Source organism: Bradyrhizobium sp. 134 (genome assembly GCF_023074155.1).
GTDB lineage: Bacteria > Pseudomonadota > Alphaproteobacteria > Rhizobiales > Xanthobacteraceae > Bradyrhizobium.
The window spans coordinates 75,500-93,949 of the sequence record NZ_JADPKX010000087.1 but is presented as its reverse complement, the minus strand read 5'-3'; the positions used below and the strand labels follow the sequence as shown (position 1 = coordinate 93,949).

Sequence of the window (18,450 nt, the reverse complement as noted above, 5' to 3'; positions counted from 1 at the left end):
TATCGGCTCAACTCAGAACTTCACCTGCGGCGTGGCCTCGACCTCGGTGCGGCTGGCGCCGAGATCGAAGAAGTCCTTTTTGGTGAAGCCGAACATGCCGGCGAACAGAGCGGCGGGCATCTGCTGGATGCCGGTGTTGTATTCCTGGACCGCGTTGTTGAAGAAGCGGCGGCTGGCCGCGATCTTGTTCTCGAGGTCGGACAGCTCGCTGGCGAGCTGCTGGAAATTGGCATTGGCCTTGAGGTCGGGATAGGCCTCCGACAGCGCGATCAGCCGGCCGAGCGCGCCGGAGAGCTGGGTCTCGGCCGCGGACACCTGCGCCGGTCCCTGCGCCGACATCGCCGAATTGCGCGCCTTGATGACGTCGTCGAGCGTGCCGCGCTCATGCGAGGCATAGCCCTTCACCGTCTCGACCAGGTTCGGGATCAGATCGTGACGCTGCTTGAGCTGCACGTCGACGTCGGCAAAGGCCTGGCCGACGCGTTGGCCCAGCGCCACCAGCCGGTTGTAGGCGGCGAAGGCAAAGAACACGAGGACGACGATAACGCCGAGGACGATCCAGCCGGTCGACATGGAGAACTCCTGAAGGGGGAAGAAGGCGGGCGCTAGGGTAGACCAAATTGGCGCGGAGCGAGAGCCCGGCGCAGAGGGAAGGTAGGATTTGGTCGGATGAGAGGCTATCCGAGTTCAAGGTGAAAGAGCCGGAGGAGGTTAACTTTCGGCAATGGCGGCATCGCCCCAGCGCCAGCGCCGGGCGCTCGCATAGGCGGCCTTGTCACGGCGCGGCACCTTCGTGATCGCGAGGCCTTCCCCGGTGCAGACCTTGGCCGTGATCTCGGCCTTGCCGATATCCGGCGGCGCCAGCACGCGCGCGGTGCGGGTTGCGGGCGGCGTACGGGTCAGCGCCACGTAGATGAATCGCTCGTCCTCGAACGGCACCTCGGCGCCCTTGATCTGGCGGTGAGCCTGCGAGCGCGGCAAGCGCCGGGAGAAATGGCACCAGTCCGGCGCCATCAGCGGACACGGCTTTTCGTGCGGGCAGGGTGCGGCGACGTAGGCTCCCGCCGCGATCAGTTGCTGGCGCAAAGCGAGGATGCGCGCGTAGCCGGCGGGCGTGCCGGGCTCGATCACGACCAGCGTGTGGCGCGCTTTCGCCCACATCGCTTCCGCGAGCTTGCGTTGATCGCCTTCACTGAGCTCGCCGATGACATAGCTCGCGACGACGAGATCGGCTTGCGAGACCTCGGCGAGGTTCGCGCCGGCATCGCCCGGCAGATAGCGGCAATCCGCCAAACGCGTGCTATCGCGCGCCAGTTCGAGCGCGAGACGGCTGAGCGTGGCGTTGGCGTCGAGCAGGGTGAAATCCTGCAACGAGGAGAACGCCTCCGCCGCGGCCCAGCTCGCGGTGCCCGGACCTGCGCCGACGTCGAGCAGTGTTTCCGGAGCGAGGTCCGGTACGGTCTCGGTCAGCGCATTCAGGCTGGCCGCCACCGCCGCGTAGGTCGCGGGCATGCGCGCGAGCGCATAGGCGAGCGCATCGGCCTCCGACTTGATCGTGCCGGAGCCGCCGCCTGTGCGATAGGTGGTCGAGATTTTCTGCGATCGCTGCGCAGCGTCGGTGCGGGAAAAGCCCTGCAGCTTGCCGTCGAGGGCGGCCTTTAGCTCAGCGGGAAGCGTGGGCGAGATCATCTTGGTTCGCCGTCATTCCGGGGCGCGCGTAGCGCGAACCCGGAATCTCGAAATGGTGGCCTGAGATTCCGGGTTCGATGCTGCGCATCGCCCCGAAATGACCGCCAAAATATCACGCCACGTTCTGGTCGAGAATGTCCACGGCCTCTTGCAGATTCACCGACACCAGCTGCGAGACGCCGCGTTCGGCCATGGTGACGCCGAACAGGCGGTTCATCCGCGCCATCGTGATCGGGTTGTGGGTGATGATGATGAAGCGGGTGTCGGTCGAAGCGGTCATCTCGTGCAACAGGTTGCAATAGCGCTCGACGTTGTGGTCGTCGAGCGGCGCGTCGACTTCGTCCAGCACGCAGATCGGCGAGGGGTTGGTGAGGAACACCGCGAAGATCAGCGCCATCGCGGTCAGCGCCTGTTCACCGCCGGAGAGCAGCGACAGCGTCTGCGGCTTCTTGCCCGGCGGCTTGGCGATGATTTCGAGGCCGGCTTCAAGAGGGTCATCGCTCTCGATCAAATGCAGCGCGGCTTCGCCGCCGCCGAACAGCTCGACGAACAGGCGCTTGAAGTGGTTGTTGACGACCTCGAACGAGGTCAGGAGCCGCTCGCGCGCCTCCTTGTTGAGGCTCTGGATGCCCTGGCGCAACCGCTTGATGGCCTCGACGAGGTCGTCGCGCTCGGTCACCAGACCGTTGTGCTGGGTCTCGACCTCGCGCAGCTCTTCCTCGGCGCGCAAATTGACCGCCCCCAGGCGCTCGCGATCGCGGCGCATCTTTTCGAGGTCTTCCTCGATATCGTGCAGCGGCGGCAGCTCGGTGCCGGGTTCGATCTCGGCGAGGCCGGCAACGGCCTGCGGTTCGACTTCCAGCATGTCGCGGATCTCGCGCTCGATGTCCTCGAGCCGGCGCCGTGCGCCTTCCATGCGCTCCTCGGCGCGGGCGGTGGCCTCGCGCGAGCTCGACAGCGCCTCCAGCGTCAGCTTGGCGACGCGATCGGTTTCGGCCATCGCGGTTTCCGCGCTGGCGAGCGCATCGGCAGCCATGCGGCGGTCGTTTTCGGCGTATTCGATCTCGGTGATTAGCGCGCTGCGCTTCTCTGCGAACACGGCCGGCGCGTTCTCCAGGTCGCTTCGCTCGATCGAGACTTCGGCGATGCGCGCCTGGATAGTGTCGATGTGGGAGGCGGCGCTCTCCTTGCGGTTCTGCCACTCGGTGCGTTCGGCGAGGATCGCCTGCACGCGGCGGTCGGCCAGCTCGGCTTCGCGCGCCAGCGCCTGTGCCTCGGCGCGGACCTGAGCGGCCATGCGGCGATGACCTTCGATGTCGCTGCGGACCGCGGCGAGACGGGTTTCGGTGTCCTCGCTCGACGGCAGCTCGGAGATCCCGGCTTCGGCGTATTCGTAGGCGGCTTCGGCCTCGGCGCGGTCGGCGGCCAGGCGGCTGTGCGCTTCCGACAGCGTCGCCTTGCGCGCGGCGTGGCGGCTGATCTCGCGCTCGACCGTGGCATGGCGCTCGCGCGCGACGTTGAGCTCGCGCTGCGCGGCGCGCCAGGCTTCGCGGCTCGCACCTTCGGTGCTGGCGGCCATCTGCAGCTCGGCCTCGGCGTTCTCCAGCGCCTGACGCTTGATCTGCGCGTCGATGCGGGCCTGCTCCAGCTCGTTCTCGATGTCGATCAGGCGGGCACGCTCGGCAAGCCGCCGTGCTGCGCCGGTCGGCGCGTGGGCGGCTGCGACAAAACCGTCCCAGCGCCAGACGTCACCTTCGGGCGACACCAGCCGCTGGCCGGTCTTGAGCTGCGAGACCAGCTCGGCGCCGCGCTCGCGCGGCACCACGCCGATCTGCGCCAGGCGGCGGGTCAGCTCGGCCGGGGCCTGCACGTGGCTGGCGAGCGGCACCACGCCTTCGGGCAGTTCCGGATCGCCGTGGGTGACGCCGGCATTGGTCCAGCGCATCGGCGCGGACGGATCGACCGGCGCGTCGAGATCGTCGCCAAGCGCCGCGCCGATCGCCTTTTCAAATCCCTTGTCGACGGTGATGCCGTCGATGATCGGCGGCCACAGGTTCTTGGTCTCGCCGTTGAGGATCTTGGAGATCGTGCGCGCCTCGGTATCGAGCCGTTGCACGCGCTTGTCGGCTTCGACCAGCGGCGAGCGCGAGGATTCCAGCGTCTGCCGCGCCGCGACGTGCGCGGCTTCGCTGGCCTGAGCCGCGGCTTCCGAGGCTGCCAGCGTCTGCTCGGCGTTCTCAACCGTCGCGGTCAGCTCGTCGAGATCGCCGAAGCCGCCGGTCGCCTCGGTGAGCTTCTGCTCTTCCGCCGCGACGTTCGAAATCTCCTGGTCGAGCCGGGCGAGCTTGTCGCGGTGGGTTCGAACGTTGGCTTCGAGTTGATTGCGCTTGGCTGTGAGATCGGCGAGCGCGGTGGTGAGCTCGGCGAACTGCTGCTCGGTCTCGGTCAGCACCGCCTCGGCTTCGGCGACACGCTCATCGACGCCGGAGCGCTTCTCGACGCGCGACTTGATCTCTTCCTTCAGCTCGGCATCTTCGGCGTCGAGGCGCTGCAGCGCGACATCGGCGTCCATGGTCTGCTGCTGGGCACGCGAGATGTCGCCTTCGAACTGTGCGAGGCGCCGCTCGAGCTCAGCGACGCGCTCCTTGGCGCGCTCTTCCTCGCGATCGAGCAGCTCGCGGGCGTTGGTCAGGCGCTGCAGCCCCGCTGCGGCGCGGGCTTCGGCATCGCGCAGCGCCGGCATTTCGGCAGCGCGAATCGCCTGGATGCGGGCGGCCTCGGCCTGGTGCTGGGTCCGCTCGGCCATCTCGCGGACCGCGAGATCGTGGGTGTGGCCGGACTCGCTGACGTCGGCATGGGCGCCGATCCAGCGCAGATGGAATAGGGTGGCTTCCGCCTTGCGGACCTTGGCCGCGACCTCGCGATAGCGCACGGCTTGGCGCGCCTGCTTCTTGAGGCCTTCCATTTGCCCTGCGAGCTGGCCGATCACGTCCTCGACGCGGGTGAGGTTGGTTTCGGCCGCCTTGAGCCGCAGCTCGGCTTCGTGGCGGCGGGCGTGCAGGCCGGCGACGCCGGCGGCGTCTTCCAGCACGCGGCGGCGCTGCTCGGGCTTGGCCTGAATGATCTCGCCGATCTTGCCCTGGTGGACCAGAGCCGGCGAGCGCGCGCCGGTGGCGGCGTCGGCGAACAGAATCTGCACGTCGCGGGCGCGCACGTCGCGGCCGTTGATGCGGTAGACCGAGCCGGCCTCGCGCTCGATGCGGCGGGAAATTTCCAGCAGCTGGCTGTCGTTCATCGCCGCCGGCGCGGTGCGATCGGAATTGTCGATCGTCATCGTCACTTCGGCGTGGTTGCGTGCCGGACGATTGCCGGAGCCGGCGAAGATCACCGCGTCCATGTCGGCGGCGCGCAGCGACTTGTAGGAGGTCTCGCCCATCGCCCAGCGCAGCGCCTCGACGAGATTCGACTTGCCGCAGCCGTTGGGGCCGACCACGCCGGTCAGGCCGGGCTCGATGACGAAGTCGGTGGCTTCAACGAAGGACTTGAAGCCGTGAAGGCGCAGGCGGGTGATTTTCATAAGCACGCATCTCTGTTGGCAGGCGCGAATCCCCCTGCCGGGACAATACCATGGAAGGCAATGTCGGTATCCGGGCGAGTCGCGCGAGGCGCCTCATGCGGTCGGACAATGGCCGCGGTGCGCCGCGAGGGCAACCGGCGAAAGCCGCTTTTCCCAAGGGATTTATGCCGGGAAAGATACGGCTATCGAGATGCGAATCAGAATCTTGACGAGCGAATCAGCTCTTGAGCAGCGGATTGATCTTCTTGGCGAATTCCTCGAATGAGGTCTCGCCCTTGATCTTCTCGCCGTTGACGAAGAACGTTGGCGTCGAATCGACCTTCAGAACGTCGCTGGCATATTTCTGGTCGGCGGCGATCTTGTCGAGCAGCGTCTGGTCCTTCAGGCAGGCCTCGACCTGCTGCTGGGTCAGACCGGCCTGCTTGCCGATCCGGGTCAGGGTCTCCGTGGTATTCTTCACCACCCAGTCGTTCTGCTGGCGGAACAGCATGTCGGTGACGGCAAAGTATTTCGGCGCATCGCCATTGGCGATGCAGCGCGACAGCATCGAGCCAGCGGCGGCTTTGATGTCGAGCGGGAACTCGCGGAAGATGTAACGCACCTTGCCGGTGTCGATGTATTCCGACTTGATCTTGGGAAACACTTGCTCATTGAAAGCCGCGCAATGCGGGCAGGTCATCGAAGCATATTCGGTGATGGTCACGGCGGCGTCCTTCGGACCCAGCGCCATGTCGGGCAGCGACACCGGCTTGGCGACGTCGCCAGCCGCCGCCTGCGCCATGGCTTCAGGGATCATGGCATCGGAGATGAACCGCAGCGGCGAGAACCCGGCGAGCGCGGTAAGCCCGGTCAGCGACAGCATCGACGTGAAGGCGCGGCGGGTGATGATCAAGGTCGGCTCCCGGATTGGCGTGGTCTCGCCCGAAATTCCCATTCAGACGGCCTGTCGCTAGCTTGAAACGTCGCTTGAGGCAATGGCGAGCGGCAAGGACAGGTCCAGTTTGGCCGCAGAATAAGGCTCAATTTCGCTTGATGGCGGCCCCGAGGCGCGCCAGCGCCGACTTCAATTGTTCATCTTCGATGTCGCCCAGGCGCTCAGCCACCTCGGCCACCGATTTGGCGTCCGGCGGGGCGGGCCGGGTCTGCCGGCGGGCGCGCGACAGCGGAGCCTGGCGGAAGGCTAGCTTGCCGACCGCGCTCCAGCCGAAGAAGCGGTTGACCCGCTGCAGGATCACATCGGCGGAGTGCTGGATCTCCAGCGCCATCGGCCCCTCGACCCGCAGCACCAGCGTGGCCGGCTCCTGCGGCTGACCCTCGACCGGCCGCGGCCACTGCATCTTGAGCGGCTCAGCATGGGCCGCGATCTCCGGTCCGGCAATCTGCGCCCACCGCGTCACCAGTTCGCGCGCGGCAAAACCCTGCTTGGCATAGGCCTCGGCGAAGACGTCGTTGAGCAGGAGCGATAACGGCTTGGCGCTGATAGGACCGGGTTTCATGGGGCGAAGCTTGGACATGGGACCTTATAGCACTCCGGCGCGTCGGCCACAGGCTCTTCGCCGCGAAGAAAAACGTGGATGCCCGCGACAAGCGTGGGCACGACGTGGAGAGATCGGTGCATTGCCGCTACAGTGCGAACATGAGCCTCAAATCCGCCCTCAAGGCGAAATCGGAACCAGTTCCGCCGGAGACCTCGTCGCGCCCGCTCGCGCTGCTCCAATGGTACGACCGCCACCGCCGCCGCTTGCCCTGGCGCGCTGCGCCCGGCGAGGCATCCGACCCTTACCGCGTCTGGCTGTCCGAGATCATGCTGCAGCAGACCACGGTGAAGGCGGTCGGGCCCTATTTCGAAAAATTCGTCGCGCGCTGGCCTGATGTCACCGCGCTCGGACGGGCCTCGCAAGACGACGTGCTGCGGATGTGGGCCGGGCTCGGCTATTATTCTCGCGCCCGTAATCTCCATGCCTGCGCGGTCGCGGTGACGCGCGAGCACGGCGGCGCCTTTCCCGACACCGAAGTGGGCCTGCGTGCGCTGCCGGGCATCGGGCCCTATACGGCGGCAGCGATCGCGGCGATCGCGTTCGACCGCCGCACCATGCCGGTCGACGGCAATATCGAACGCGTGGTCTCGCGGCTCTTTGCAGTTGAAGAAGAGCTCCCGCAGGCCAAGCCGCTGATTCAGGAGTTGGCTGCGACGCTGCTTGCCGATTCTCGCGCCGGTGATAGCGCCCAGGCGCTGATGGATCTGGGGGCCTCGATCTGCACGCCGAAAAAGCCGGCCTGCTCGTTATGCCCGCTGAACGAGGACTGCACGGCGCGCGCGCTCGGAACGCAAGACACGTTCCCGCGCAAGGCGCCGAAGAAGAGCGGCGCGCTACGGCGCGGCGCCGCCTTCGTTGTCACGCGCGGCGACGAGCTTCTCGTCCGCAGCCGTCCCGAGAAGGGTCTGCTCGGCGGCATGACCGAGGTACCGGGATCGCATTGGCTGGCCGGGCAAGAAGATGCCAAGGCAAAACAGCAGGCACCCGAGCTGAAGGGGCTCTCGCGCTGGCAGCGCAAGATCGGCGTGGTCACCCACGTCTTCACGCATTTCCCGCTGGAACTGGTGGTCTACACGGCGAAGGTGGTAATGCGCACGCGGGCACCGGCAGGCATGCGCTGGGTGCCCATCGCCACGCTCGCCGACGAAGCATTGCCCAACGTCATGCGTAAGGTGATTGCGCATGGATTGGACCCCTAGCAGCCCATCCTGCTGACAACATGCTGGCAGCAGGCCTGCGTTAGCTGTGGTCGGCAACGGAGGCTCGCATGATCAAGACCGCGCTCGACAACTTTCCCAGGCCGCCCTGTGCCGAGCTATTGGGGTGGCGCCTGCTCGATGCCCGTCCCGGGGAAGGCTGGATCAAGCTCGCCTTCGACGGCAAGCCGGAGTTCTGTAATCCGGCCGGCTTCATCCAGGGCGGCATGCTCTCGGCCATGCTCGACGACACGATGGGCCCCGCCGTGCTGGTGATGAGCGAGGGCAGGCTCTACACCACCACCATCAGCATGACCGTGAATTTCCTGGCGCCCGCAAAGCCCGGACCGATCATCGGTGAAGCCAAGGTGACGCAGCTCGGCAGGACGATTGCGTTCGTCGAGGCAAAGCTGACGGCGGAAGACGGCACGCTGCTGGCGACGGCAAGCGCGAGCGAGCGGTTGCTGGAGGCGGCGAGGGTGGTGAGCAAATAGCTGCCGCGCACTCTTTTTTCCTTCTCCCCTTACGGGAGAAGGTGGCGCGAAGCGCCGGATGAGGGGTTTGTCTCGGCGAGTTCAAATGAGAGTTAGACTCGCGGAGACAGACCCCTCACCCAAGTGAGCTTGCGTCTGCCGGCGTCACTGCCCTCTCCCGCAAGGGGCGAGGGCGCATCAACGTGCGTCTCGCTTGGTGCGAATACTCATTTCGTCGCGCGCGCACCCGCGCTCACGATCGGCGGCTTCGCATTCAGCGCTTCGACCTGGAAGCCCGCGACGCGCTTGTAGTTGGCGGCAACATCCTCCAGCTCCTGTTGCGACAGCACGTCAGTGACGACCTTGTAGCCATCCGGCGCGCGCTCCTCGACGAGCTGCATCACCTGCTCCGGGCCATTCTTGCGGTTGAGCAGGACGAGACTGGTGGTTGCAGGCCGCCGCTCCGCCTCATAGGCGAGCAGGGCCGCTTGCGTCGGGCCGTGCGCCAGGATCTCGCGGGTGATGGTGCGGGCATCGAGGATCGCCTGCGAGGCACCGTTGGAGCCGATCGGGTACATCGGATGTGCGGCGTCGCCCATCAGCGTGACGCGGCCGAAGGTCCATTGTGACACCGGATCGCGATCGACCAGCGGATATTCATAGGCGTGCGGGCAGTTCTTGATCAGGCCCGGCACGTCGAGCCAGTCGAACTGCCAGCTCTCGAACCAGGGCAAGAACTCTTCCAGGCGCGCGGTGCGGTTATAGTCCTCGCGCCGCCATTGATAGGTCGGCGGCATGTGGCGCTCGGCAACCCAGTTGATCAGATGGTTGCCCGCGGCGTCAGGTTCCTTCGAGATCGGATAGCAGACGAATTTCAGGATCTCGTGGCCGGCCATGATCATGGTGCGGCCGCTGAGGAAGGCCTTTGCAGGTGTGACGCCGCGCCAGAGGATGCGGCCGTTCCAGATCGGCGGGCCTTCGTCGGGATAGAGTTTTTCTCGCGCGGCGGAATGGATGCCTTCGGCGGCGATCAGGATCGTGCCGTCGTAAGTCCCCGCGGCCTTGCCGGTGGCCTTGTCGATAAAATCGGCGCGCACGCCGTCGGCGGTTTCGCTCCAGCCGGTCAGATGATGGCTGGTGAGGATGTTGTCGCGGCCGAGGCGCTCGATCGCGGTGTCGAGCAGCAATTGCTGGAGCGTGCCGCGATGGATCGAAAACTGCGGCCATTTATAGCCGGCCTCCAGCCCGCGCGGCTCGCTCCAGATCGGCTTGCCGTGCTTGGAGAAATAGGCAAGCTCGCGGGTGCGCACGCCGCTAGCATCGAGCTTGTCCATCAGGCCGAGCTCGATCAGCTCGCGCACCGCATGCGGCAGCACGTTGATGCCGACGCCGAGCGGCCGCAGTTCGGCGACGCTCTCGAACACTTTTACGGGAATGCCGATTCCGTGCAGGCTGAGCGCAAGCGTCAACCCGCCGATGCCGCCACCGGCGATGAGTACGGTCATGGGAAAGCCCCTCCAACTCGGGGCGTCTTGGCACAGCCGGGCGCCGGTGGGCAACTGCGAAGAGAAGTTCGTGCTATGGACCTCGGGGCCCGCAGCCGTTACCTTCCGGCTTTCCCATGAGGTCCGACATGCTCAAGCTCTACTACGCCACCGGCACCTGCGCGCTCGCCACCTACATCACCCTGGAAGAAGCCGGCGCCGACTACGCGGCGGAGCGGCTGAGCTTCAAGACCAACCAGCAGAACAGCGCGGAGTATCTCGCGATCAACCCGAAAGGCCGCGTGCCCGCGCTGGTGACCGATCGCGGCGTCCTGACCGAGACTCCGGCGATGCTGGCCTATCTCGCGCAGACCTTCCCCAAGGCGAAGCTCGCGCCGCTCGACGATCCCTTCGACTTCGCGCAGGTGCAGTCGTTCAACTCCTACCTCTGCTCGACCGTGCACATCAACCATGCCCACAAGATGCGCGGCGCACGCTGGGCGAGCGAAGAAAGCTCGTTCGCCGACATGAAGGAGATGATCCCGAAGACCATGGGGGCCTGCTTCGCCCTGATCGAGCAGAAGATGTACAAGGGGCCCTGGGTGATGGGCGAGCAGTTCACGATCTGCGATCCTTATCTCTACACCCTGTCGACCTGGCTCGAAGGCGATAGCGTCGACATCAACGCGACGCCGAAGATCGCCGATCATTTCAAGCGCATGTCCGACCGCCCCGCCGTGCGCAAGGTGATGGACGCGCAGAAGGCGTAGCAGCGCGGGAACATATTCCCTTGTCGTCCCGGGCAAGCGTAAGCGCAGACCCGGGACGACACCATTTGCTTTGAAGTTGCGTCTTACCCAGCGCGCCCTTTCTTCTCCAATTCCCGTCCCGTCTCCAGCATCAGCCGCCGCAACCAGATTGAGCCCGGATCCATCTGCGCGCGGGTCGGGTAGAACATGAACTGCTCGTCGATGCCGGGGTCGAGCGGCGGCGTCACCGTGACGAGGCCGAGCTGCTTGGACAGCGCCGCGATCAGCCGGCGCGGCACGAAGGCGACGAGGTCGGTGCGGGCGGCGACGTGCAGCGCTTCGAGATAGCCTGGGACGACGAGAGCGATGTGCCGGTCGATGCCCTTGGTGCGCAGCCAAGTGTCGATCAGGTCCTCCGGCTGGCCGCGGATGATCACGCCCACATGGCGTGCGGCCAGGAACATCTCGCGCCGTTTCAGCTTCGCAGCCACGGGATGGCCGCGCCGCACCGCCAGCGCGTCGCTGTCGGTGTAGAGCAGCTGGCGGTGAAAGCCCTTGAAGGCGTTGCCGATCGAGATCACGAGATCGATGGTGCGGGCGAACTCGGCGTGGAAAATCGCCGGTCCCCGCCACGGCACCACGTCGATTCGGACATTGGGGGCGGCCTGCGTCACCTTTTCCATCAAGGGCGGCATCAACAGCTCTACCGCGAGATCCGGCATCATCAGTCGGAATTGCCGCTCGCTGCGCGCCGCGTCGAATTCGTCCGATAGGAACAGCCCGCGCACCTGGTCGAGCGCCTGCGCCAGCGGCGCGCGCAAGGCTTGCGCCCGCGGCGTCAGCTCCATGCGCGCGCCTGTGCGGACCAGGAGCGGATCGCGAAAGATGTCGCGCAGACGCTGGAGCGCATGACTGGCCGCCGGCTGCGACAGCCCGATCCGCAAGGCGGCGCGGCTGACGTTGGCCTCGCGCAGCAGCGCGTCGAGCGCGGTCAGGAGATTGAGGTCGAGCGAATTCAAATTCATGAGGCGAATAGATATCATATCCACTATCGATTTGAAGAATTTAGAGGCGGCGGCGATGATCTCGATGTTCTCACAAAGGGAGATGCCGCCATGAGCGCGAGCGCCAACAAGAAGCTGATGCAGGATATCTTTGCCGCCGCCGCCAGCCGCGATCCGGCTGCACGTGACCGCGCCTTGTTCACCGAAAGCCTTGCCGACGACGCCAAATGGATCGTGACCGGCCAGTACTCCTGGTCGCGCACCTTTTCGGGCAAAGAAGCGATCCTCAACGACCTGCACGCCTATGTGCGGACCCGTCTTGTCGACCGGACGCGGACGGTCGCCCACCGCTTCACCGCCGACGGCGATGTCGTCGTCGTCGAAGCCAAGGGCGACAACGTCACGCCCGAAGGCGTGCGCTACGACAACGACTATTGCCTCGTGTTTCGTCTCGAGGACGGCAAGATCAAGGAGATCCGGGAATATTGCGACTCTGTGCTGACCGAGAAGGCCCTCGGCCCGTTTCCGCAAACGCTCGTGGGGGCCGCGAGCTGAGCGGATCGAGCGGCGTCGCGTCCGTCGACCGGTGCCATCCGCCGCGGTCGGCGAGGGGCGTGTCGGTCTGGCGCAGGCCGAACAGCTGCAGCGGCCTGCATGGCGCTGCGGGCCTCTCGCCAAAAACTTGCTCACCTGCCGATAAAATCAGCAGATCTTGTGCCGTCTGACGCATGCGCGCGCGAAAAATTTGAAGGTTCAATTAACGAGTGTCCCCCATTGTGTCGCGGTGCAGCGTGGGTCGCGAACAACGCGATCCGCGGCTGCCGGGGTGGCCCGATAAATCGCCGGAGTTGTTCGTCCGCCCGAATTGACATGCTTCTGAGTGGACAGTGGGAATGCCGAGTTTTCGTTTGCGGATCAGGGGACGCCTGTACGCAGGTTTCATGGCCTTGGTGGCGGTTGGTCTTGTGATGGCGGTGGTCGCCATCTGGAATTTGCGGTCCGTTCAGGATCAGGTCGAAAAACTCTCCAAATTGTCGGACAGCACGGCGCGCGTCCTGGAGATATCGACCCATTTTCAGGCCATCCAGCGGGCCAATCTGCGCTACATTTACGACGCCAACGAGCCTGCGATGCGGGAGGCTGCCGAGCGAGAGACCGCGGCGACGGGGCTATTACAGCTTGGAGCAAAGGGCACCCTCTCGGAGGAGCGGCGGAAGCTCTACAACGATCTGATCGACGACATCGCCAAAATGAAAAGCCTGCGTGACAGTCTCGGCGACGCCGTCAACGAGGCGCGGACCGGCAAGGCGACGCTGTTGCCGAGCGGCGAAGAGCTGACGGTGAAGATGGCCAAGCTGGTCGATGTGGCCCGCGCCGCCGCCGACGACGACACGGTGTCGCTCGTCGCGGACCTCGAATCCCGGGTCCTGCTGGTTCGAATCGCGAACTGGCGCTTCCTCGCTCTGCGCGACACCAACGGCCCCACCGCCTTCAGAACCAATGTCGACAGGGCGGTGCAGCGGCTCGCAGCCGTCGAAAGGAGCCCGCAGGCGGCCGACCTTCGCTCGTCTCTGACGCCCGTGAAGACCGCCCTCGGTATCTACAAATCCGCGTTCGAAACGACCTCCGCCGCGATGCTGCGGTCCGACGAGATCTACCACAAGGATCTCGCACCGCTCATCTCCGCCAGCATCGCCAAGCTCAAGGTCACGGAAACGGCCTTGAAGACGGATTACAAGGATTCGCGCACCGCGGCCGATGCTGTGATCGACGGCACGACCTCGCTCCAGGCGATTGCGGGCGGCCTCGCCGTCCTGTTCGGACTGATCGTCGCCTTCCTGACCGCCCGCAGCATCGTGGGGCCGCTGACCTCGATGACGCGCGCAATGGGGCTGCTTGCCGGGGGCAATCTCGCCGTCGAGATCCCTTCGCGCGGCAAGGCCGACGAGATCGGCGACATGGCCAAGGCGATCGACGTCTTCAAGACCAACATGATCGAGACCGAAAGGCTGCGCCATGAGCAGACCGCAACCGAGGCCCGGCAGGCCGAAGGCCGCAAGGCCGACATGGCCCGGCTCGCCAGCCAGTTCGAGCAGGCGGTGGGCGAAATCGTCGATACCGTATCCTCGGCATCGCACGAACTCGAGGGCTCGGCCGGCACCCTGACCGCAACCGCGAGGCGCGCTCAGGATCTCTCCACCGAAGTGCAATCCGCCTCCCAGGAAGCCTCGGCCAATGTGCAGGCGGTGGCCTCCGCGACCGAGGAGTTGTCCTCCTCGGTGACGGAGATCGCGCGCCAGGTGCAGGAATCGGCGCGCATTGCGGGCGAAGCCGTCGGTCAGGTGAGCAAGACCAACGCGCGCGTCAGCGAGCTCTCCAAGGCTGCAGCCCGCATCGGCGACGTGGTCGAGCTGATCAACACCATCGCCGGCCAGACCAACCTCCTGGCGCTGAACGCCACCATCGAGGCGGCGCGCGCGGGTGAAGCCGGCCGTGGCTTTGCCGTGGTCGCCTCGGAGGTCAAGGCGCTCGCCGAGCAGACCGCGAGGGCCACCGGTGAGATCGCCCAGCAGGTTTCGGGCATCCAGGCCGCGACGGAGGAGTCGGTCGGCTCGATCAGGGAGATCAGCGGCACCATCGAGCGACTGTCGGAGATCTCGTCGACGGTTGCCGCCGCCGTGGAGGAGCAGGGTGCGGCGACGCAGGAGATCTCCCGCAACGTGCAGCAGGCGGCCCAGGGCACGCAGCTCGTGTCGTCCAACATCGGCGACGTGCAGCGCGGGGCTTCCGAGACCGGCTCGGCCTCTTCGCAGGTGCTCTCGGCGGCACGCTCGCTGTCGGCCGACAGCAACCGCCTGAAGCAGGAAGTCGCCAACTTCCTGAGCTCGGTCCACGCCGCCTGAGCCTCAAAAGCAAAAAGGCCACGCGCATGCGCGTGGCCTCGCGTTGTGACCGGACGCGATCAGGCGACTTTCGTCGTCATGTGCTTGAACATGTTGCTGCGGGCCTCGTCGTCCATCTCCGCCTTGAAGGTGAACTTGTCCTTCAGAGCGATCGCGCGCGTCGCCGCAGGCCGCGCCGTGACCTCGTCCACCAGCCGCTTGACGTTCGGGTATCGCGCGAAGGCATCGTCGCCGAGCTTGAACGGCAACATCCGTGCCCAACCCCACAGCGCCATGTCGACAATCGAATAGCTGTCGCCGACCATGTAGCGGCGGCCTTCGAGGTGACCGTCGAGAATCTTGTAGTGACGATCGGTCTCGAACTGATAGCGGTTATGCGCGTAGTCGTGGTTCTGGTCCTTCGGCGCGAAATGCTTGAAGTGCACGGCCTGGCCCGAATACGGGCCGACGCCGGTGGCGACGAACATCAGCCATGACAGCATCTCGCCGCGAAAATTGGCGGCCGGCAGGAATTTTCCGGTCTTCTCGGCCAGGTAGAGCAGGATGGCGTTGGAATCGAACACGATGGTGCCGTTGTCGTCGATCGCCGGCACCTTGCCGTTCGGATTGATCTTCAGATAGTCCGGCGTGAACTGCTCGCCCTTGCGGGTGTCGATCTTCACCGGCTCAAAGGCCAGGCCCGACTCTTCGAGATAAAGCGCGACCTTGGTCGGGTTCGGCGAGCCATTGAAATAGAATTTGAGCATCGGGCATCTCCCCTGTGTTTGTTGGCTGAGAGTGGAGGCAGCAACATGTCCGCAAGCGGCCTTGTCTTGCCTGAACCTTATCGGGGAGGGCAACCGGCGAGTTTGCCGGGCGGTATCTGCGCGCCACGCAGATCAGCCGGCGTAACAAAGGCCGATCGCCGCCGTAATGACCATGGCCGCGCCCACGACCTCCAGGCGCAGCCCGAGCCGGGTAGCGATATGCATGTCGGAAGCTCGCGCCTTGCGCTCCGATCCGCGCGCGTAGCCGTGAACGATGACGTCGTGATTGAAGCTGTCATGGGCCTCGTTGCTGCTGGCGAGCCCGACACAGACCACGAGCACGCCGAACAAGGCGAGGCCGAAAAATCCCAGCAGCGCGATCAGGAACATCGGAAACATGCCGAGCAGAAAGATCGGCAGCAGCGGCACCAGCAGCAATGTCTCGGACTGTCGTCGCATGGGAGGACCGGTCGGGACGGGGCGCAGGCGGTCAATCTAGTCCCGCCGGCCGCTGTGTTCAACCAGTCTCGTGATTCCAGGGCCGCGCCAAGAGGCGCGCTCCGGGATGACGAAAGGAAGGCTACCCCGCCGCCATGCCGGCGCGGATTTCGGCGCGGAGTTCGTCGATCAGCTTGAGACCCTTCTTGGTCTCGATGTGCCAGAAGGTCCAGCCGTTGCAGGCTTGCGCGCCTTGCGCCACTGCGCCCATGCGGTGGATGGAGCCGACCTTGTCGCCGAACATGATGGCCCCGTCGGCGCGGACCAGCGCGCCGAACTTCTTCTTGGCGTCGAACAGCTTGGTGCCGGGCATGATCATGCCACGCTCGATCAGCTCGGAGAACGCAACCCGCGGCGCTTCGCGCGCCGTCATGAACGGGGCGAGGCTTGCCTCCGGCAGCGGCTCGACCGCGGCGATGCGCGCTTGTGCGGCTTTCGCATAAGTCTTGTCGCGCTCGAAGCCGATATAAGAGCGGCCGAGGCGCTTTGCGACCGCGCCGGTGGTGCCAGTGCCGTTGAAGGGATCGATCACGAGATCGCCGGGCTTGGAGGACGACAGCAGCACGCGCGCGAGCAGGCCTTCCGGCTTCTGCGTCGGGTGCACTTTCTTGCCGTCGGCGCCCTTGAGGCGCTCCTCGCCGGTGCAGAGCGGGATCAGCCAGTCGGACCGTGCCTGCACGTCCTCGTTGGCGGCTTTCAAGGCTTCGTAGTTGAAGGTGTAGCCCTTGGCCTTTTCGTCGCGCGCGGCCCAGATCATGGTCTCGTGCGCGTTGGTGAAGCGACGGCCGCGGAAATTCGGCATCGGGTTGGTCTTGCGCCAGACGATGTCGTTCAGGAGCCAGAAGCCGAGGTCCTGCATGATCGCGCCGACGCGGAAGATGTTGTGATAGGAGCCGATCACCCAGATCGTCGCCGACGGCTTCATCGCGCGGCGGGCGGCAAGCAGCCAGGCGCGAGTGAAATCGTCATAGGCGGAGAACGAATCGAACTTGTCCCAGTCGTCGTCGACCGCATCGACATGGGATTCGTCGGGGCGCTTGAGATCGCCCTTGAGCTGGAGATTGTAGGGTGGATCGGCGAACACCAGGTCGACCGAACCAGCCTGAAGCTTCGACATCTCTGCGACGCAATCGCCGAGGACGATGCTGTGCGAAGGAGACTCAAAATTTGTGCGGGGCGCCCTTGCAGACGCCCCGCGACGCGACTCTACCATGACTCAAGAACTCTGACTCAGGCGACGCTGTCGGCGACGCGGGACCAAACAACCGACTGACCGTTACATTGAAGCGGCAAAGTAAAAATCGACTTAATCCGCCGCTTTCGTGAATAGCTCTCACATCGCGCCTTGCACGCGGTTCGCTCCGCGCATTCGCCGTGTTTTGCAGTGTATTTCGTGTTTCTTCGCGTTGCGGCTGTGATCGGAGCGCAAAAAGACTCGAAATTCCTCTCGGAAAAAATTGCTCGATGCCCGGAAAAAATTGCTGGCATTGCCATGCTGTCGCACTAGGCAATAATTGCCGAGCGGGATATTGATTAACGCAATGGAAATTTTACCTGCATGGTGCGTTGAGCTTTGCCGCCTTTGCGCCCAATGATGCCAGCCAGGACCGAGGGAAGCCGCCATGCGCTACGATGATTTCCGCCGCAGCGACGACATCGAGGATCGTCGCGACGATGGTGGCGGCGGCGGTGGAGGAGGCGGGTTCGGCCTCCCCATGGGCGGCGGCGGGCTCGGCATCGGCACCATCATCGTGCTCGGCCTGGTCGGCTACGCCTTCGGCATCGATCCGCGCATCCTGATCGGCGGCGCCGAGATCCTCACCGGCGGCGGCCAGGCGCCGTCCTACCAGACCGATCGCCAGTCCACCTCGGCCAAGCGCGGCGCGCCGACCGACGAGATGGGCAGCATGATCTCCGGCATCCTCGGCGAGATCGACGACCGCTGGAGCGAGATATTCCAGGCCTCGGGCCAGTCCTTTACCGGTCCGAAGGTCGTGCTGTTCCGCAACGTCACCAATGGCGGGCGCTGCGGCCGGGCGGAGTCGGCGATGGGACCATTCTATTGTCCGCCCGACAGGACCATCTTCCTCGACACCGGTTTCTTCCGCGAGGTCGAGACGCGTTTTCGCGGGTGCTCCGGCAAGTCCGCCTGTAACTTCACCACCGCCTACATCATCGCCCATGAGGCCGGCCATCACATCCAGAACCTGCTCGGCATCATTCCGCGCGTGACGCGCCTGCAGCAGCAGGCCGGCAGCAAGGCGGAGTCGAATGCGCTCCAGGTGAAGGTCGAATTGCAGGCCGACTGCTTGTCCGGTGTCTGGGTCAATCGCGAGGCGAAGAAGCGGCCGAACTTCCTGGAGCCGGGCGACATCGACGCCGCACTCACCACGGCGAGCGCGATCGGCGACGACACGCTGCAGCGCCAGTCCACAGGCCGCGTCGTGCCCGATTCCTTCACCCACGGCTCGGCCGCGCAACGCAAACAGTGGTTCATGACCGGCTACCAGCAGGGCACCGTCCAGGCCTGCAACACGTTTGGTGGCGGACAGTAGGGGTTATCCGTCATCCTGAGGTGCTCGCCAATTGGCGA

The 18,450-nt window shown here is 65.3% G+C and carries 16 protein-coding genes; 6 read left to right on the top strand and 10 right to left on the bottom strand.

Annotated elements, in window-relative coordinates:
* Positions 1-12 precede the first annotated feature (12 nt).
* The 5 genes from IVA75_RS39435 to IVA75_RS39415 all read right to left on the bottom strand — a co-directional run bounded on the left by IVA75_RS39435 (position 13) and on the right by IVA75_RS39415 (position 6,780).
* Entirely contained in the window at positions 13-573 is a 561-nt protein-coding gene (locus IVA75_RS39435) for a LemA family protein (protein WP_027516414.1), read from the bottom strand.
* A gap of 138 nt (positions 574-711) precedes the next feature.
* The gene (locus IVA75_RS39430) at positions 712-1,689 is read right to left on the bottom strand and encodes a small ribosomal subunit Rsm22 family protein (protein WP_247291245.1); all 978 of its coding nucleotides are present in this window, start codon (positions 1,687-1,689) and stop codon (positions 712-714) included.
* Between the two features lie 112 nt (positions 1,690-1,801).
* A complete protein-coding gene (gene smc, locus IVA75_RS39425; protein ID WP_247291243.1) occupies positions 1,802-5,266 on the bottom strand; it encodes a chromosome segregation protein SMC in 3,465 nt (1,154 codons plus the stop codon).
* Between the two features lie 217 nt (positions 5,267-5,483).
* Entirely contained in the window at positions 5,484-6,158 is a 675-nt protein-coding gene (locus IVA75_RS39420; protein ID WP_247291432.1) for a DsbA family protein, read from the bottom strand.
* A 127-nt stretch (positions 6,159-6,285) separates the two neighbouring features.
* Positions 6,286-6,780: a DciA family protein gene (locus tag IVA75_RS39415; protein WP_247291241.1), complete on the bottom strand. Its 495-nt coding sequence runs from the start codon at positions 6,778-6,780 to the stop codon at positions 6,286-6,288.
* Positions 6,781-6,902: 122 nt separating this feature from the next.
* Here IVA75_RS39415 and mutY point away from each other — a divergent pair, with 122 nt between their 5' ends.
* Positions 6,903-8,003, top strand: coding sequence for an A/G-specific adenine glycosylase (gene mutY / locus IVA75_RS39410; protein ID WP_247291239.1), 1,101 nt, complete (start codon positions 6,903-6,905; stop codon positions 8,001-8,003).
* A 68-nt stretch (positions 8,004-8,071) separates the two neighbouring features.
* Positions 8,072-8,494, top strand: a complete 423-nt coding sequence (locus IVA75_RS39405) for a PaaI family thioesterase (protein ID WP_247291238.1) — start codon at positions 8,072-8,074, stop codon at positions 8,492-8,494.
* A 206-nt stretch (positions 8,495-8,700) separates the two neighbouring features.
* Here the strand turns inward: IVA75_RS39405 and IVA75_RS39400 are convergent, their stop codons facing one another.
* The gene (locus IVA75_RS39400; protein ID WP_247291236.1) at positions 8,701-9,978 is read right to left on the bottom strand and encodes a flavin-dependent oxidoreductase; all 1,278 of its coding nucleotides are present in this window, start codon (positions 9,976-9,978) and stop codon (positions 8,701-8,703) included.
* A gap of 128 nt (positions 9,979-10,106) precedes the next feature.
* Between IVA75_RS39400 and IVA75_RS39395 the strand changes: the two genes are divergently transcribed.
* Positions 10,107-10,727, top strand: coding sequence for a glutathione S-transferase family protein (locus tag IVA75_RS39395; protein ID WP_247291234.1), 621 nt, complete (start codon positions 10,107-10,109; stop codon positions 10,725-10,727).
* Positions 10,728-10,810: 83 nt separating this feature from the next.
* Here the strand turns inward: IVA75_RS39395 and IVA75_RS39390 are convergent, their stop codons facing one another.
* Positions 10,811-11,731, bottom strand: coding sequence for a LysR family transcriptional regulator (locus tag IVA75_RS39390; RefSeq protein ID WP_247291232.1), 921 nt, complete (start codon positions 11,729-11,731; stop codon positions 10,811-10,813).
* A 90-nt stretch (positions 11,732-11,821) separates the two neighbouring features.
* Here IVA75_RS39390 and IVA75_RS39385 point away from each other — a divergent pair, with 90 nt between their 5' ends.
* Both IVA75_RS39385 and IVA75_RS39380 read left to right on the top strand, forming a co-directional pair.
* Positions 11,822-12,265: a nuclear transport factor 2 family protein gene (locus IVA75_RS39385; protein WP_247291230.1), complete on the top strand. Its 444-nt coding sequence runs from the start codon at positions 11,822-11,824 to the stop codon at positions 12,263-12,265.
* 338 nt (positions 12,266-12,603) lie between these two features.
* On the top strand, positions 12,604-14,613 hold the full coding sequence (locus IVA75_RS39380; protein WP_247359793.1) for a methyl-accepting chemotaxis protein: 2,010 nt from the start codon (positions 12,604-12,606) through the stop codon (positions 14,611-14,613).
* A gap of 59 nt (positions 14,614-14,672) precedes the next feature.
* Here IVA75_RS39380 and IVA75_RS39375 read toward each other — a convergent pair whose 3' ends face one another.
* The 3 genes from IVA75_RS39375 to IVA75_RS39365 form a co-directional block, all read right to left on the bottom strand.
* On the bottom strand, positions 14,673-15,359 hold the full coding sequence (locus tag IVA75_RS39375; RefSeq protein ID WP_247291226.1) for a glutathione S-transferase family protein: 687 nt from the start codon (positions 15,357-15,359) through the stop codon (positions 14,673-14,675).
* Positions 15,360-15,491: 132 nt separating this feature from the next.
* The gene (locus IVA75_RS39370; RefSeq protein WP_027568594.1) at positions 15,492-15,818 is read right to left on the bottom strand and encodes a hypothetical protein; all 327 of its coding nucleotides are present in this window, start codon (positions 15,816-15,818) and stop codon (positions 15,492-15,494) included.
* A 121-nt stretch (positions 15,819-15,939) separates the two neighbouring features.
* Entirely contained in the window at positions 15,940-17,070 is a 1,131-nt protein-coding gene (locus IVA75_RS39365; RefSeq protein ID WP_275992023.1) for a site-specific DNA-methyltransferase, read from the bottom strand.
* A gap of 409 nt (positions 17,071-17,479) precedes the next feature.
* On the opposite strand from IVA75_RS39365, the gene IVA75_RS39360 reads away from it, so the two are divergent.
* Positions 17,480-18,412 carry a neutral zinc metallopeptidase gene (locus tag IVA75_RS39360; protein WP_027568595.1) on the top strand — a complete coding sequence of 311 codons (933 nt, stop codon included), beginning with the start codon at positions 17,480-17,482 and terminating at the stop codon, positions 18,410-18,412.
* Positions 18,413-18,450 lie beyond the last annotated feature (38 nt).